Below are 15,127 nucleotides of genomic sequence, written 5' to 3'. Positions count from 1 at the left end.
ATATCGAAACCAAAACGTGACCACGCGGTGGTACGCGCGCGGCGCGTCGGCACACTATGCCACGCACGAGAGACGCCTCCGGCAAGAGCACGCTTAACGACCGCGCGGACGCCCCCGCGGTGCACCGCCCTGCCGCGCACCACCTTGGCGCGGCGCCGTCTGCGCGCCGCGCCCCCCACGCGAATTGCTCTTTTGCGCGCCCTTGCCGGGTGCTCGGTTGCCATTGGCGTCACGGTTATCGCGGTTACCACCCGTCATATTGCCGTGCCCGTGCGCGGCGGCAAAGCCGGTATACCCGGGCACCGGCGGCGTGGACGAAGTCCAGTTCGCGCCGCTGCGCGCACCGCGGCCAAATCGCCGCTGCGGACCCGGCGCATCGTAGCCGATATAGCCGAGCGCCGTCTGCATCGGATCGGGCTGGCGACGCGGCGTCGCCTTACTGCGCTCCGCCTTGTCCTCGCCCGGTCCTTTCAACCCAACGGCTGACATCAACGCGCGCACCTGGTTGTCCTCGAGTTCGTCCCAACGGCCACGCTTGAGACCACGCGGCAGAACGATCGGGCCATGGCGCGTGCGGATCAGCCGGCTGACGGTCAGGCCCACGGCTTCGAACATGCGGCGCACCTCGCGGTTGCGGCCTTCTGCAAGCGCCACGTGGTACCAGCGATTGGTGCCTTCGCCACCGCCATCCTGAATACGCAGGAAGCTCGCCGGACCGTCGTCTAGCTCGACGCCGCTGAGTAGCTTCTGCCGCGCGCTCTCGGCCAATTCGCCGATGACCCGCACCGCATATTCGCGCTCAACCTGGTAGCGCGGATGCATGAAACGGTTCGCGAGGTCACCGGATGTGGTCAGCAACAACAAGCCTTCGGTATTGAAATCCAGCCGACCGACGGCCAGCCATTTCGCCGTCTTCATCGGCGGCAGCTTGTCGAACACCGATGGGCGACCTTCCGGATCCGCATGGCTGACGATCTCGCCTGCCGGCTTGTGATAGATCAGCACGCGCGGCGGCTTGTTCGGCAGCTTGCGCTTGACCGGCTTGCCATTGATGCGCACCTGGTCAGTTGGCATGATCCGCTGGCCAATGTGCGCCGGCTCGCCATTGACCGACACGCGCCCAGCAATGATCAATTCCTCCATTTCGCGACGCGAGCCCATGCCGGCCTCGGCTAGCACCTTGTGCAGCTTTGGCGCGTCGTCGTCGGCCGACAACGCGCGCTTGCTGGCCGGCACGCCGCCCTTGCGGCCGCGCCGCAGCATTGGCGCGCGCACACCACCCGCACCCGTGTTATCGGCATCGAACGCCGGCGACGTAACATAGGCGAATACGTCGTCGTCGCGCCCCCGGCCTTCGTCGCGTCCCCCGCCTCTCTGGAAACCGCCGGCCGGCGCCACGCTGGCGTCACGCCTGGCGCGCGGCTCGCGACGGGGGGCGTCGGCATCGCGGCGCGCCTCAAGGTCACGCTTGGCGCCCTTGCCCTGGCGTTTGTTGGCGGGATCTTTGCGGGGCATGCGCACATGCGCGACCATCGCGCCGTCGGGCGGCGCCTCGGTCACCGCAGCCGGCGCAGCATCGATAACATCGATCGCCTTCGACTTGGCCGCCGCGCGACGGCGAGCGATCAGGCTGCGCGGCCCGCGGCGCAAACCGCGCCGTGGCCGCTCTTGGCCGTCGCTGCCTTCCGCGACCGGCAGCACCGGCAAGGCGCGCTGGCCCGCATCGCGATCGTCCACGGCCGCCACGCGGGCAGGACCGGACTCGGGAGAATCGGGATCGTGGTTCTCGTTCAAAACAACCTCTGAGTGTCAGAATGCCGGCACGCGCCATTCGGCTGCGCCGGGGTCGGTGTACGTGTCAAACGTCGTGCGATATCGGGTCGCTCGGCGCCTGCTCATCAATCTTTTCGACGTCGCCAGGTGCGGCCGCCGCTGCTGGGTGCGCGTGCCCGTCGCCCCCGTCGGTATTGCCATGCGCTACTAACCCATCTACCGGATCGTGCGCGGGCGGAACTTCCTCACCGATCACCGCAGCGCAGTTCGGTTCCTCGTCGCTCTCGGCAAACTCGATGGCGCGCTGCGCCAGCCGATCGGCCTGTCCCGGTGGGCTCGGGTCAGACAGCGGCGGCAACTCGTCCAGCGTGGCCATCCCAAGATCGTCCAGGAACTGCTTAGTCGTCGCGTACAGCGCCGGCCGCCCGGGCACGTCACGATGCCCGATCACCTCGATCCATCCACGGTCCTCCAGCTGCCTGACGACCTGCGTATTAACTGTGACACCGCGAATCTCCTCGATATCGCCACGCGTGACCGGCTGACGATACGCAATGATCGCGAGTGTCTCGAGTACTGCACGCGAATACTTTGGCGGCTTCTCCGGGTTGAGCCGATCCAGGAACGCACGCATTGCCGGACGGCTCTGGAATCGCCATCCCGTTGCTACCGATACCAACTCGACACCCCGATCGTGCCAGTCCATCCGCAGGTCTTCAAGCAGCGCCCGGATCGTATCAGCCGAGATCTCGTCGGCAAATAGTCGGCGCATGTCACTGACCCTGAGCGGCTCCTGTGCGCAAATCAAAGCAGTCTCGAGGACGATTTTCGCCTCTTGGGTATTCATTCAGCTGGACCAGACCTGTTTGGTCAATGAACCGGATCAAAAGCGCCTGAACAGCGCGCATGACGAAAGACCGCGCTCGCCCGCTTCTGATCGATCATATTGATGCGAGCACGCCCGGGGGTTGGCAAGATGACCACGGACCACACCGCGCCGGGAAGCCAGAGGAATTCCATAAGGAATCACGTGACTGAACGTTATAGTACGCAAAAAAACGCAACGCGTAAAGATCAAGGCACGCGCGTGAGCCGCCGTGTGCCGTGTGCCACGCTCAGCGTGTCGCGAGGCCCACTCATGTCAGATCCTCAGCCCGGGCGGGCAGCGTGCGCACCAGTTCCCATACCGCCTGGGCAGCCGGCGACAGTGAACGATCGCGGCGGCGCACGAGTTCCACCGTACGTTGCGCGCGTGGCAGCAACGCACGCGCGACAAGTCCGGAATTGGCCGGCAACGGCAGCGACAGCCACGGCAGCACACTAATGCCCACGCCGGCCTCGACTAATCCGAACACCGTCGCCGAGTGTCCTAACTCTTGCACGACCGGCGAGACGACGCCATGCTCGCGCAGCGCCCGGTCGATGATCGGCCGGCTGCCCGACTCCGGGCCGAGCAGCACGAGCGACTCGCCGGCCAAAGCGCCCCATTGCACCTGGAAGCTGGCAGCCAGCCGGTGATTGGCCGGGCAGACGACGCAAAACGAGTCGGTCATCAATGGCTCACCAACCAGTTCGTCCGCCACCAGACCGCCAACGATCACGCCAAAGTCCACTTCGCCGGACTTCACCTTGCGCACCACATCGCTTTGCACATCGTCGCGCAGGCCAAGCTGGATATACGGAAATTGTTGTTGACAGCGGGCAACGACGCGAGGCATCAGCCGGCATGCAAGGGTCGGACTGGCGGCCACGATCACCCGGCCGCGCCGCTGCTCGCCAATCTCCCGTATCTCCCGCAGCGCTTGGTCTAGATCAGACAGCAGCCGCGACACGCCGCCCAGCAGGTTGGCGCCCGCGTCCGTCAGGCGTACCTCGCGCGTCGTGCGGTCGACCAGCTTCAATCCCAGTTCGATCTCCAACTCGCGCACGCAGCGGCTGACGGCCGATTGCGTCAAGCCGATTTCATCGCCTGCCCGACTGAAACTTTGCCGACGCGCAACTTCGATGAAGACCCGGAGTTGCCTGAGCGTTACATTCATTTACAGAATTCATCAATACGTTTAATGATGCATCATACGCCGAACTTGCACGCTGCTGCGTTGCGCAAGCTGCGTCGCCGCCACGACGGCGGCGCAGCGAGCCCTGTTGCGCGACGCGATATACCGCGGCGGTGCACCATCAGGCATCGATACACACCGACGTAGCACCACGTGCACGCGATTGGTGATTGTCCCGATTTCTTATCAGGCCATTCCGTATTGAGATACACAACTAACCGGACATGCACGCCAGCTGCCGTCGCCACCGGCCACCCTGGCTGGCGCTGCAGCCTCTGCATGCCGGACCAATGGCACGGATCCTGCGTGTGCCATGCGCACAAACCTGGCCAAGGCGGCGACCCAAGCGACGCCTGCTTCCCGGGGACCGGCGACCCGCTGCCAGGGTCGCGATCAAGGTGCGCGGCGCGGTGCGCCGGGGTTTGCTTCGTTGAGGTGAAATGATGATGCTGTTCGACGATTTAAAAGATAACGAGTGGGCACTGGTCGAGGTGCTGTTCTGCGAGGAGCCGGCGCGCGTCGAACGTCGCGGTCGGCCACGCGTGGAGCCGCGCGCCGTGGTCAATGCCGTACTCTGGGTCTTGTCGACCGGAGAAGGATGGTCCAAGCTACCCGGTCGTTATCCGTCACCACCGACCTGTCGCCGGCGCTTTGACGAGTGGCAGGCTGACGGCACACTGGCCGAGGTCGTGCGCCGCCTCGCCGGCACTGGGCGCCAAATCACGTTGCGCGGCCGCATCGGCGCGTCGGCCATCAAGAAGCCCTCCACACCACCAAGCGCCGACCGGCTGCGTGGCGCGTTCTGGACCAATCCCGAGTCGTGGCACGCACCGGTGAAGATGGCCTGACTTGACTGACACTCGCAGATCCGCTCGCGTGCCGGGCGGAGCGCTTTTACCGAGGCAGCGCGCACACGCCTGCTCGGAGCGCGAAGCGGCAGCTTGTTTCAGTGCGTTTCACGTCACTGGTCGCTACTCGCGCAATCATCCCCCGTCACTGGGCGGTCCGAGGTGGCGCCATCGGTACGCCGGCCCGACAGCGCGCCCCATTACCCCGCTGGCACGGGGAAACATTCATTTACTTTTATTTACAGCGGCTTTTCTCCCCCGCGCTTATCGTGGAATCGAAGCAATAGACGTCACCTCGATCGGCCCTAGGGAGCAACAATGAGCGTGAAGGCCCGGATCGTCTGCGGCATAGCGGTATCGTCAATCGGCGCAACCGCGGGCGCAGGATGGTTGGACAGCGGCTACCATAGCGCCGGCGCAGCCGCGCGCGCCAGCCGTGCCGAGCGCGTCGAACGCAGCGCGTATGTACGCGGAGCGTTGACTGCGCCGGTCCCGCGGGGCGATCTGCGCAGCGATATCGAAAGCAACGCGCGGGAACCTGCGCGCACCCATCCTGTCCGACGCTATGCCATGAGCACAGCGTGGCAATGAGTAACATCCGGTATGTTCCCGTATCCGCACGGATACGGGCTTTTTCCGTTGCCCTGCCTCCGCGGCAGGCCGCCCTGCGCGATGCTGCGCACCCTCACGGTTGAGGCTCGGCGCGCGCGAGCAGCGACGCGGCCGCGTCGCACGCATAACGAAGCTCGCGCTCGACAGACCACGCAGGCAGGCGCGCACGGCGCTCCAGTCGACCCAACTCCGTCTTGCCCTGAGCGCTAAGCACCGCAATATCCACGGGCGCATGGTAGCCTGGCACGAGCGGCGAAGGTTGCCGTGCAGTACCAATCAGCCCTTGCTCGCGCAGGAACTCAAACACTCGCGGACGACGCGGCCACGGCACCTGCCGGTATTGCGCGCGCCGCAGGCCCTCCAGCACGGCCTCGTTCGTATAATCCATCTCGCCCTCCACGTTGGCACCGGCCAGGGTGGCCGGTGCATTCGACATGTCCGCTTATAATCGTCGCGCCGCGACCGGCTGGGCACCGTTACCAGCACGGCTCGACCCAGCGGACAGCAAACCTTGACACTCACCGCCTGAACTCGGTCGCCTCAACCGGCACGCAGTCGGCCGGGGCGACGTCTGAAACAATACTTCCATGCTCGTTGCATTCGTTGTGCTCCTCTGGCTCGTCGCCCTCGCCGTATCACGCCGTCACCACCGTATGATCTGCGTCGCGGCGGCGTTGTTCTCCTACCTGCTGTGCGCCGGATGGCTCGGCGAACCGGCGCTGCACGCACTGGAAACCCGTGTGCCAACCGCGAGCTCCCTGCGCTACGCCGGCCACGTCGCGATCGTGATGCTCGGCAGCGGCACGGAATATGACGATGCGCATCGGCTGGTGCCGAAGTTCGACGCGTGGCGACGCATCGACGCGGCAGCCGCGCAATTCGCGCTATGCCGTGCGCAGCGCGCGCAGTGCACGCTGGTGGTGAGCGGCGGCAATCCCCAAAAACACGAGCAAAGCGAGGCGGCCAACTATCAACCGCATCTGGTATCGCGCGGGGTGCCGGCAGCCAACATCGTGCTCGAGCCCGATAGCCTGAACACATACGAAAACGCCCGCAACACCGGTGCGATCCTGCGCCAGCACCACTATGATCAGATCGTGCTGATCACGTCAGCGTACCACCTGCCGCGCGCGCTGCTCGACTTTCACCACTTCGACATCAACGTCGTGCCGTTCGCATCCAACCACAGATGGCGACGCCCAAGCTGGAGGCCTCACCTCGCCCATGTCATCAATACCAGCCTCGCATGGCACGAATGGATCGGCCTTGCGCAGTTTCACGTCTACCGGCAAATCGGATGGTTCTGATACCCCCCAGACCGATCCGACAGTATGCGCGTAAAATGACCGCTGAATAAAATTTGTTGTTTCCGCGATATGCAACAAAATGTCACGTCGCGGCAAGGTCGTTACATTGTCGCTGCGAGTAGCCCATTTACTGGCTAGAATGCGTACTCTGCGGCTCTTCCGGCCGTGGGCCCGAGAACGCTGTCACTCTACGGAGGTAAAAATGAAGAAAGTGTCCCTGGCATTGCTCGTTTCCTTATTTGCCGCAACGGCATATGCGCAGACCGATCGCGGCGTGACGATGAGTACCGACCCGGCCAAGGCGGCCGACATTGAGCAGCGCGCCCAGGCACTGGAAGCTGCCCAATCGGAAGCTCCAGCAACACCCTCGCACGCGCCGGCCAAGCATCACAAGGCTGCCAAGCAGCATAAGGGCGGGCACGCGCAGCACGCCTCCGAGGCCGAGGCTACCGCACTGTCAGCAACAAGCCAGTAACGGCTGCAATCGGCGGGCGGTGCGGCATGCCGCGCGCTAAGGCGCCATCGGGCCGAAGCCTCGCAGGCTTCGGCTTTTTTATGGGCGTCGGTTTCGTGTTACAGTCCCGCGCCCGATGCACGAGCGTAACGACATGGAGGATGGTGTGAGTAATATAGAACTCGAAATCGAATGGACTGAGGCAGCCTCGAAAAAGGTCGAGAAGCTAATGCCGCGCACCGCACGCGGCGACGAACCGTACATCGCGCTGCCACCGATCGAATGCCTGCCCGTCGAGGGTGACGTGTTGTTTCTGGGCCCGCCGGGCAAACAGCAGCCGTTCATCGTCGCGGAGCGACAGTATCACCACGAGGGCGAAGCGGACTGGACAATCATCCTGATTCTGGACGTCGTCGACGCACACTGACGCGTGTGCCGCCGCCCCGGTCAACGCGACCCCGATCAACGCGGAAAAAGCGCCCCTGCTTCACAGCACGAGGCAGGGACCCAACCCATCGCCCTACGAGGATAAGCAACGGAGTCACCGGGCCCGCCTCGGCACGGGCAAGGCGCCGGGCTTGGCAGTCAGCGCGGGCGATCAGCAGCAGCAGGGCCGGCGCAACCGGTCAATCAACAGCGACAAGGCCAGCCGCAACGGGTCGATCGGAGCGACAAGGCCAGCGCAACCAGTCGATCAACAGCCACAGGGTCAGCGCAGCGGGTCAATCAGCAGCGACAGAATCTGGCGTGCCTGTTTCGAATCGTCAATCTGTCCGCTCTCGTCCACAATCGCGACCCTCGTCTGCGTCTCGGTCAACGCGCGCACATTCACACGGTATTGCTTCGCCGCCTTTTCCTTGCGGCCATGGAATACTTGGCTCCAAAAGCCCTGTTTGGCCGAACTTAAGTCGTTCGGATCTACGTAACGAATAAAATACAGGCCACGCGTGCGATCGCGGTCATCGACCGTGAAATTGTTCCGGTCCAACGCCACGCCAACCCGCAGCCACGCGTCGTCATAAGGCTCGGCAAGCGTAATATAGGTCGGCCCGGTCGGTGCCACGGCGACCTCCGACGCCTTGCGCGCTGCCTGCGACGCACTGGCCGTCGCGTCGGTGGCCTTGGGCGCAGATGCGACCACCGGCTCGGCGGCCGTCGCCGCACCGCCCTGCTGATTACGCGCCAACGCTTGCATCAACCGCTTCAGGTACTCGGCCTCCAGCGCCGGATCATTTGGCCGATCTTCCCATCGGCTTTGCTCATTGTTCGAGCCGAACAACTGTTCATGCAATCCGCGCTGGCTGATGAACACATACGTTCCGCCGTCCGGCGCGTTTTCAAGCCGCGTGCGGTACTTGTCGCGCAGGCCAGTCGTATAGCCGGTGCCCAGCGCCTTGGACAATGTATTGCGGATCAGGCCATCCGGCACCTGCGGATGGGTTTCGTACCAGTCCGTCTCCATGATCCCGCGATCGCGCGCGTCCAGCGACAGCACGAAGCCCTGCTCCTGCCAAAAACGCCGCACCTGGGGCCACACTTGTGCGGGCGCCTGCTTGTCGATCACTAGCCAGCGCTGCGTGCCCTCGCGCTGGATATGCATGCCCTGCACCGGCGGCAACACCGCGTCGCCCACCGGCACAGGCGCCGATTGCTGCACCTGATGCAATCCGGACAACGACGCCGAGCCGCCTTGAGGCGGCAGCGAACGCTGGTCGGCGATCTCGTTGGTCATGTCCGGGGGCACGGCCAGCGACGATGCCTTTGCCCGCGTGGCACTCTTGTAATCGATAGCCTGCGGATGGGGCGAACTGCAGGCCGCCACGGCACCGGCAATGAGGGCACCAGCAACAAAGCGCGAGTTGAGACGGGTTTGAATCAGTTTCATGGAATCCTTTCCGCATGCGCCCGGACCAATGCCCGGCAAACAACCGAACATTGTACCGATCTCTTTTTGCAAGGTGCAAAAATGACGCGAGAACCATGACGCGCGAACCGTGCCACCGGCTCGACGCGTCAGTGGTGCACAGCGACCCCGCGCTATGAACGGCCTGCTTGCGATGGAGGAGCAACGCCCGCCGACATGGCGGCCCACGCGCGCTGCGCGGGGGGACGACGCGGCGGCAGCGTTGACAGGCGCATCATGTGCCGCAGCGCCATCAGGCCGCCGATCGTTTCAATGATGGCCGCGGGCACCCACATGATCAGTCCGCCCAGGCTTTGATCCAGCGCCGGCGACAGGTCCATGGCGCGACCGCACAACGTGAAGATCGGGTACAGGTCGCGCGAGGAGAACGTGATGATCGCACCGGCCAAGAGCTGTGGCGTCATCGTGATCACCGGCGACAACACCCGCATGCCCGGCTTTACCCGACTGGGCGGGCTCGGGCGATGATCCAGCAGCATCCACCAATACAGCAGACCACTGATCGTCACCGACCAGTTCATGAACAAGTAGATGCGCCAGTCGAGCATCGAAATAAATTGCACGGACGGAATGAGCCAGAAGAGCACCGAGATCACGAACGCCAACGAGATGAACGCCGGGTTGAGCAGCACGGCGCCGGCCATACGCAACGCACGCCGCCGGGCCGCCCGATGCAGCATGCCGCGCCAGCGTGGCGGCATGCCGGCACGCATCACGCTGCCTGGATAGGCAGACATGACCAGCAGCGGCGCCAAGTGATGCAGTACAAGGTGCTGAAGCCGGTGGACGAAGAATTGATGCTCTGCGTAATAGTCCACTCGCGTGTGCAGCGCGACATACAGCAGCACGAGACCTGTCCAGAACGCCGCCTGGCGCGCGATGCCCACGCGTTGGTGCAGCGTGCCGCGCGCGAACAGCACGGCGGCCGCGACAAAGACGAACACCAGCCCGAATGAGGGCTCCCACGGTTCCAGGAAACGAAGCAACGAGGACATGATAAGGTGGAGCGATGCGGCGCACTCCAGCGGCGCCGGCCGGTAAAAAGCGGCACCATCTTAACAGCAAAGCGAACCAGGGCCGGCCCGAGTTCACGCGATGGTCCTAAAATAGAGGATCTTTCGTCGACAAGGGTGTCCCTATTTGAGATGCGCACGCCTGCGAAAAGACCTGCAGGGCCGAGCGAACCAGCAACCGCCGACAATCGTGCAACCGTCGGGGCGGACTGGCCCTTGCCGCTATCCGGACATGCCGAGCCCAACGCGCCGGTGCGCGACTTCGTCACGTTGCGCCGCGCATTGGTCGTGCTGCTGATCGCCACCGTCGTACTACCGGCGGGGTTCCTGCTGTACTACGGCATAACGAGTTGGCACAAGGCGCTGGGTGACGCCAGTGGATTTGCCACACGTTCGTCCCGGATCACCGAAGAGCAAGCGCTGAAGGTGTTCGAGCTCAATGAAGTGATCCGGGACAGGGTCCTGCAGGCAATCTATGAAGCCGAATCCCATGGCGGTGCGTTGGGTGATTACGCAATGACCACCAAGCTGCGCTCAATTGCCGCACCTTTTGATCACTTGGCCGCGGTCAGCGTGTACGATGCAAGCGGCCGGCTCGTGGTCACCAACGATCCCTATCTGGGCGTGCCGCGCAGTCTTGCGCAGACCGATGCATTCCGCAACGCCGCCCGGTGGAACCAAGGCGACTACGTGACCGAGGCGATCCCTTTACGGGGACACCGTGACCGCATCTTTGATGTCATCACGCCGCGCCATCTCAGCGATGGCTCATTTGCCGGTGTCGTCGCCCTGTCGATCCGCGCATCGTACTTCGAAGACTTTTATCGTGAGCTCGTGACCGGCAGCCACATCGGCCAGCTCGCGCTGATGCGCAATGATGGCACGTTGCTCGCCCGCTATCCGGCGCCGGCGCCCGGCGACATCGAGCCGCCGGTGCCGCGCGGCGTGCTAGCCGCGCAACTGGGCGGCACCGAGCGGGTCCACCTGGCCGATACGCAAGCGATCATCGGCTACCGGCGCGTGGGCTCGCGCGACGTCTACGTCACCGACTATTTACGGCTGGACCAGGTGTTCTCGCGTTGGCTCGCTCGCACCGTAATCGTCACCGGCTTTTCAGTCGTGCCCAGCATCGCGTTGTTTTTGGTGGCGTTCATCGCACTGCGCCGCCTTGATAGCGAGGAAAAAGCATGGCGCCAATGGCAGGCGGAGGCTTCGCTGCGGCGTGCGGCTGAGGAAGACTATCGGCACGCACTGAAAATGGAATCGCTGGGCCGGCTGACCGGCAGCGTCGCGCACGACTTCAACAACCTGCTGATGGTGCTGTCCGCGAATGCGCGGCTGATCCGCCTGAAGATGGGTGAGGGCAACATGGCAAAGCAGTGGCGGGCCATTGAACGGGCCGTGCACACTGGCGAAGCCCTGACCCGTCGTTTGCTCAGCGTCTCGCGCAAGCAGCCTACGCGGGCCGAACGGATCGACCTGCGCAGCCGTTTGGCCGAGTGGAAGGGGTTGATCGAGGCATGCGCCGGCCCGCAGTGCGACGTGCGCATCGCGGTGCCCGACAGCGTATGGCCCGTACTGGCGGACCCCACTGACCTGCAGCTTGCACTAATCAACCTGGTGGCCAACGCGCGCGACGCGCTACCGGCCGGCGGCCGAATCGCCATTTCGGCCAACAACCACCAGGCGACGCACGAGCACGCCGGCGCAGCGTCAATAGCCGAACCGGATCGGGTGCGTATTGCGGTCAGCGACAATGGCTGCGGGATGAGCGCCGACGTGGCGGCGCGCGCGTTCGAGCCATTCTTCACGACCAAGGAACTTGGCAAAGGCACCGGGCTTGGACTGCCGCAGGTCTACGGCTTTTGCCAGCAGGCCGGCGGCGATGCGCAAATCATTAGCCATCCTGGCGTGGGCACGACGGTCGCCTTGTTCCTGCCGGCGGCCGCCGCCGAAGCCCAGGCACCCACCCACGCCGGGCCGCACGCTGCCGAACGCGACGGGGCTGTCCCGCGTCCATTGGCGTCTGACGGCGAGATTCCCGCACCGGCGCCCGGTGAACCATTGTCGCGGCAATCGCCCGCCACGGTGCCGTCGGACGCCAACGTGGTACCCGACGGCCGGCCGAGCCGCGCGGCGCGCGCGCGCCACGCCTTGACCGGCATGACTGGGCTTGAACTCCTGCTGGTAGAGGACGATAACGAGGTCGCCGAAGCAACGGCGGCGGTGCTGAACCTGGACGGTCATCGAGTCACCACCGCGCCGGATGCCCATTCAGCCCTGCAGCTCTACCGTCGGCACGCGCGATACGATGCGGTAATTAGTGATGTGACCATGCCCGGCCCGATGAACGGCATCGACCTGGCCATCGCGCTGCGCGACGCGGACCCCAGTTTGCCCGTCATCCTGATCACCGGGCACACCGACAAGTTGAGTCTGGCGCAACGTGAAGGCCTGCTGGTGCTACCCAAGCCGGTCAATTTTGACGTGCTGCGCTCCGCGCTTCCTCACGCGGCATGACGATGGCTTATGCCAGCAGCCCCTATTATGCGGCGCTCCGCAGGAATGCCACCAACTCGCGGTTGTACGCGTCGCGCTGTTCGATGTTCGAGATATGCGATGCGTCGAGTTCGAGATACTGCGCCCCCTGGATCGCTGCGGCCATCGCCCGGCCCTGCTCCGGGCTCGTCACAACGTCGTGCGTGCCGGCGATGACCAACGTCGGCACAGTAATGCGGCCCAGTGCGTCTCGCAAGTGGGCATCGCGCACCGCCTCGCAGTTTGCGGCATACCCATCGTGGTCGGTGGCCACCAATTGCGCCCGCAACAGCTCAGCCTGTGCGGCTTGCCGCTCGCGGAATCCCGGCGTCAACCAGCGCTCAATGATCGCGTCAGCCAAGCCGGCCATGCCTTCGCCGCGCGCTTTCGCGATGCGCGAGTTCCATACCTGCGGCGAGCCGATCTTGAATGCCGTGTTCGACAACACCAGCCGGATCAGCCGATCGCCATGGCAAGCGCCGAGCGCAATGCCAGTCTGCCCACCCATCGACAAACCGCAAAAGTGCGCACGCTCGATGCCCAACGTGTCAAGCAACGCGACCACGTCATCGGCCAGCCGTCCGATTGTATAGGGCCCCGGTGGCGTATCCGACTGCCCGTGTCCGCGTGTATCGTAACGCAACACGCGAAAATGCGCGCTCAGCGCCACGACTTGGGCATCCCACATCGCGAGCCGCGTGCCCAGCGAATGGGACAGCACGACCCACGGTGCATCGGTATGCTCGGCACCGTCAATACGGTAATGCAGGTGAATTCCGTCGATCGACGCAAATGGCATGATGGATCCCTCGTCAGTCGTTCAGATAATGCGCGGGCGGGCTACACGACCGCTACGGCACATTGAAGCACGCCCACTTCACACGCGCTCGAGCGCAAGTAAGCCGGTTAGTGTCACCAGAACGCAGAATGATCCAATCGTGGCTTGCACCACTGCTCGACGCGGCACAACGCGTCTGCGAGTTGATTGCGCGGCGACGTTAAGCGCGCAATGCGCGGGAGCGTGCAAAAATCCGTATAACCATGCACCATACGGGTTACTCAACCGGCCCGCGACACGCACGCATCATGACGACCACGGCTTCTTCCGCAGCCTTTGCCGCATCCGCCTGCGCACTGGACATGATCATCTTCGGCGGCGGCGGCGACCTGTCGGCCCGCAAGTTGCTCCCGGCGCTGTACATGGCGCATCTGCACGGCAACCTGCCGGCCGACACGCGGATCATCGCGATCGGCCGCAAGGACTTCTCGCGCGACCAGTACCTCGCGTTCATCGACGAGCACTCGCGGCCGTTCGTCGACAGCAGTGCGCTGGACAAACAGGCGTGGGATCGTTTTCTAGCATTGTTCGACTACGTGCGGATCGATGTTGGCTCGTCACCCGACTACGCCAACCTCGTCGCGGCGTCCCGGCCCGAAGCGCAACGCGTGTTTTACTTAGCCACATCACCCGAGCTATTCACGACGATCTGCGACAACCTCGCCGCGTGCGGGCTGGTCAACGAACAATCGCGCGTCGTGCTCGAAAAACCGCTGGGACACGACCTCGCGTCGGCACGTGCGATTAACGCGTCGGTCGGCCAGTACTTTGCCGAATCGCAGATTTACCGAATCGACCATTATCTGGGCAAGGAAACCGTGCAGAACCTGATGGTGCTGCGCTTTGGCAACGCGATTTTCGGTCCGTTGTGGCAAGCACCGTACATCAAGAACGTGCAAATCACAGTCGCCGAGACCGTGGGAGTCGGCAGCCGGGCCGGTTTCTATGACCAAACGGGCGCGCTACGCGACATGGTGCAGAACCACCTGCTGCAATTGCTGTGCATCGTGGCGATGGAACCGCCTGTGTCGCTCGATCCTGACGCGATACGGGACGAAAAGCTTAAGGTGCTGCGCTCGTTGCGTCCGATGACGGTCTCGGACATCGCCCGTGACACGGTGCGCGGCCAGTACACCGCGGGCGCGATCGGCGGGGAGCCAGTCAAGGGCTATCTCGAGGAAGATAACGTGCCGCCAGGCAGCCGCACGGAGACGTTCGTCGCGCTGCGTGCGCACATCAACAACTGGCGCTGGGCCAACGTACCGTTCTTCCTGCGCACCGGCAAGCGGATGCCAAAGCGGCGCTCCGAGATCGTCATCGATTTCGCCGACTTGCCTTTCTCAATCATCCCGAGTGGACCGCGCAACTACGGTAACCGGCTGGTCATTCAACTACAGCCGGAGGAATCGATCCAGTTGCAAATGCTTGCGAAGGAGCCGGGCAGCGGCATGCACATGCTGCCCGTCAATTTGAACCTGGACTTACAGCAGGCGTTCACGGGGCGCCGCGCCGAAGCCTACGAGCGGCTGTTGATCGACGTGATCCGGGGACGCCTGACCCATTTCATGCGCCGCGATGAATTGGAAGCCGCTTGGGCCTGGGTCGAGCCGATCCTGGCAGGCTGGCGCGAACTAGATGAGCGCCCCCGCACCTACACGGCCGGCACCTACGGGCCCACCGCTTCGTCCGCGCTGATGGTACACGAAAATATGTCGTGGGCCGAAGAAATATGACGCAGCGGGCGGCGGCCGGATGTTTCGGAC

Annotated in this window: 13 protein-coding genes and 1 pseudogene; 7 read left to right on the top strand and 7 right to left on the bottom strand. The window is 64.1% G+C overall.

What is annotated here, in order from left to right; translation table 11 throughout:
• Window positions 1-93 precede the first annotated feature (93 nt).
• From rluB to B0B13_RS05790, 3 genes and pseudogenes are all read right to left on the bottom strand, one after another.
• Window positions 94-1,794, bottom strand: a complete 1,701-nt coding sequence (gene rluB, locus B0B13_RS05800) for a 23S rRNA pseudouridine(2605) synthase RluB (protein ID WP_076794964.1) — start codon at window positions 1,792-1,794, stop codon at window positions 94-96.
• A gap of 252 nt (window positions 1,795-2,046) precedes the next feature.
• Window positions 2,047-2,620 (bottom strand): annotated as a pseudogene (gene scpB / locus B0B13_RS05795) (SMC-Scp complex subunit ScpB); the annotation flags it as partial.
• A 289-nt stretch (window positions 2,621-2,909) separates the two neighbouring features.
• Window positions 2,910-3,812 carry a LysR family transcriptional regulator gene (locus tag B0B13_RS05790; RefSeq protein WP_076794962.1) on the bottom strand — a complete coding sequence of 301 codons (903 nt, stop codon included), beginning with the start codon at window positions 3,810-3,812 and terminating at the stop codon, window positions 2,910-2,912.
• Between the two features lie 461 nt (window positions 3,813-4,273).
• Here B0B13_RS05790 and B0B13_RS05785 point away from each other — a divergent pair, with 461 nt between their 5' ends.
• On the top strand, window positions 4,274-4,678 hold the full coding sequence (locus B0B13_RS05785; RefSeq protein WP_076797177.1) for an IS5/IS1182 family transposase: 405 nt from the start codon (window positions 4,274-4,276) through the stop codon (window positions 4,676-4,678).
• A 318-nt stretch (window positions 4,679-4,996) separates the two neighbouring features.
• A complete protein-coding gene (locus B0B13_RS05780) occupies window positions 4,997-5,269 on the top strand; it encodes a hypothetical protein (protein ID WP_076794960.1) in 273 nt (90 codons plus the stop codon).
• Window positions 5,270-5,363: 94 nt separating this feature from the next.
• On the opposite strand, the gene B0B13_RS05775 is transcribed toward B0B13_RS05780, so the two are convergent.
• Window positions 5,364-5,726 (bottom strand): hypothetical protein, encoded by a 363-nt coding sequence (locus tag B0B13_RS05775; RefSeq protein WP_370642937.1) that lies wholly within the window; start codon window positions 5,724-5,726, stop codon window positions 5,364-5,366.
• Window positions 5,727-5,877: 151 nt separating this feature from the next.
• Between B0B13_RS05775 and B0B13_RS05770 the strand changes: the two genes are divergently transcribed.
• The 3 genes from B0B13_RS05770 to B0B13_RS05760 all read left to right on the top strand — a co-directional run bounded on the left by B0B13_RS05770 (window position 5,878) and on the right by B0B13_RS05760 (window position 7,478).
• On the top strand, window positions 5,878-6,597 hold the full coding sequence (locus tag B0B13_RS05770) for a YdcF family protein (RefSeq protein ID WP_083703652.1): 720 nt from the start codon (window positions 5,878-5,880) through the stop codon (window positions 6,595-6,597).
• A gap of 202 nt (window positions 6,598-6,799) precedes the next feature.
• Window positions 6,800-7,072, top strand: coding sequence for a hypothetical protein (locus tag B0B13_RS05765; protein ID WP_076784978.1), 273 nt, complete (start codon window positions 6,800-6,802; stop codon window positions 7,070-7,072).
• A 145-nt stretch (window positions 7,073-7,217) separates the two neighbouring features.
• Window positions 7,218-7,478 (top strand): DNA-binding protein, encoded by a 261-nt coding sequence (locus tag B0B13_RS05760; RefSeq protein ID WP_076787164.1) that lies wholly within the window; start codon window positions 7,218-7,220, stop codon window positions 7,476-7,478.
• Window positions 7,479-7,760: 282 nt separating this feature from the next.
• On the opposite strand, the gene bamC is transcribed toward B0B13_RS05760, so the two are convergent.
• Both bamC and B0B13_RS05750 read right to left on the bottom strand, forming a co-directional pair.
• Window positions 7,761-8,930, bottom strand: coding sequence for an NlpB/DapX family lipoprotein (bamC, locus tag B0B13_RS05755; RefSeq protein WP_139337456.1), 1,170 nt, complete (start codon window positions 8,928-8,930; stop codon window positions 7,761-7,763).
• A gap of 158 nt (window positions 8,931-9,088) precedes the next feature.
• On the bottom strand, window positions 9,089-9,970 hold the full coding sequence (locus tag B0B13_RS05750) for a cytochrome c oxidase assembly protein (protein WP_083703651.1): 882 nt from the start codon (window positions 9,968-9,970) through the stop codon (window positions 9,089-9,091).
• Between the two features lie 234 nt (window positions 9,971-10,204).
• Between B0B13_RS05750 and B0B13_RS05745 the strand changes: the two genes are divergently transcribed.
• The gene (locus B0B13_RS05745) at window positions 10,205-12,508 is read left to right on the top strand and encodes a hybrid sensor histidine kinase/response regulator family protein (protein WP_170872384.1); all 2,304 of its coding nucleotides are present in this window, start codon (window positions 10,205-10,207) and stop codon (window positions 12,506-12,508) included.
• A gap of 25 nt (window positions 12,509-12,533) precedes the next feature.
• Here the strand turns inward: B0B13_RS05745 and pcaD are convergent, their stop codons facing one another.
• Window positions 12,534-13,325: a 3-oxoadipate enol-lactonase gene (gene pcaD / locus B0B13_RS05740; RefSeq protein ID WP_076794952.1), complete on the bottom strand. Its 792-nt coding sequence runs from the start codon at window positions 13,323-13,325 to the stop codon at window positions 12,534-12,536.
• Window positions 13,326-13,612: 287 nt separating this feature from the next.
• Between pcaD and zwf the strand changes: the two genes are divergently transcribed.
• Complete coding sequence (gene zwf / locus B0B13_RS05735) at window positions 13,613-15,097, top strand: glucose-6-phosphate dehydrogenase (RefSeq protein WP_076797175.1); 1,485 nt, start codon at window positions 13,613-13,615, stop codon at window positions 15,095-15,097.
• Window positions 15,098-15,127: the final 30 nt, after the last annotated feature.

The sequence above is a fragment of the Burkholderia sp. b14 genome, from assembly GCF_900156195.1.
GTDB lineage: Bacteria > Pseudomonadota > Gammaproteobacteria > Burkholderiales > Burkholderiaceae > Mycetohabitans.
The sequence above is the reverse complement of the archived record's forward strand: the minus strand, read 5'-3'. Positions and strand labels throughout refer to the sequence as shown.

Coding starts and splice junctions, on each gene's coding strand:
- B0B13_RS05790 (WP_076794962.1), bottom strand. CDS start 3,812: ATGAATGTAACGCTCAGGCAACTCCGGGTCTTCATCGAAGTTGCGCGT.
- B0B13_RS05785 (WP_076797177.1), top strand. CDS start 4,274: ATGATGCTGTTCGACGATTTAAAAGATAACGAGTGGGCACTGGTCGAG.
- B0B13_RS05780 (WP_076794960.1), top strand. CDS start 4,997: ATGAGCGTGAAGGCCCGGATCGTCTGCGGCATAGCGGTATCGTCAATC.
- B0B13_RS05775 (WP_370642937.1), bottom strand. CDS start 5,726: ATGTCGAATGCACCGGCCACCCTGGCCGGTGCCAACGTGGAGGGCGAG.
- B0B13_RS05770 (WP_083703652.1), top strand. CDS start 5,878: ATGCTCGTTGCATTCGTTGTGCTCCTCTGGCTCGTCGCCCTCGCCGTA.
- B0B13_RS05765 (WP_076784978.1), top strand. CDS start 6,800: ATGAAGAAAGTGTCCCTGGCATTGCTCGTTTCCTTATTTGCCGCAACG.
- B0B13_RS05750 (WP_083703651.1), bottom strand. CDS start 9,970: ATGTCCTCGTTGCTTCGTTTCCTGGAACCGTGGGAGCCCTCATTCGGG.
- pcaD (WP_076794952.1), bottom strand. CDS start 13,325: ATGCCATTTGCGTCGATCGACGGAATTCACCTGCATTACCGTATTGAC.
- zwf (WP_076797175.1), top strand. CDS start 13,613: ATGACGACCACGGCTTCTTCCGCAGCCTTTGCCGCATCCGCCTGCGCA.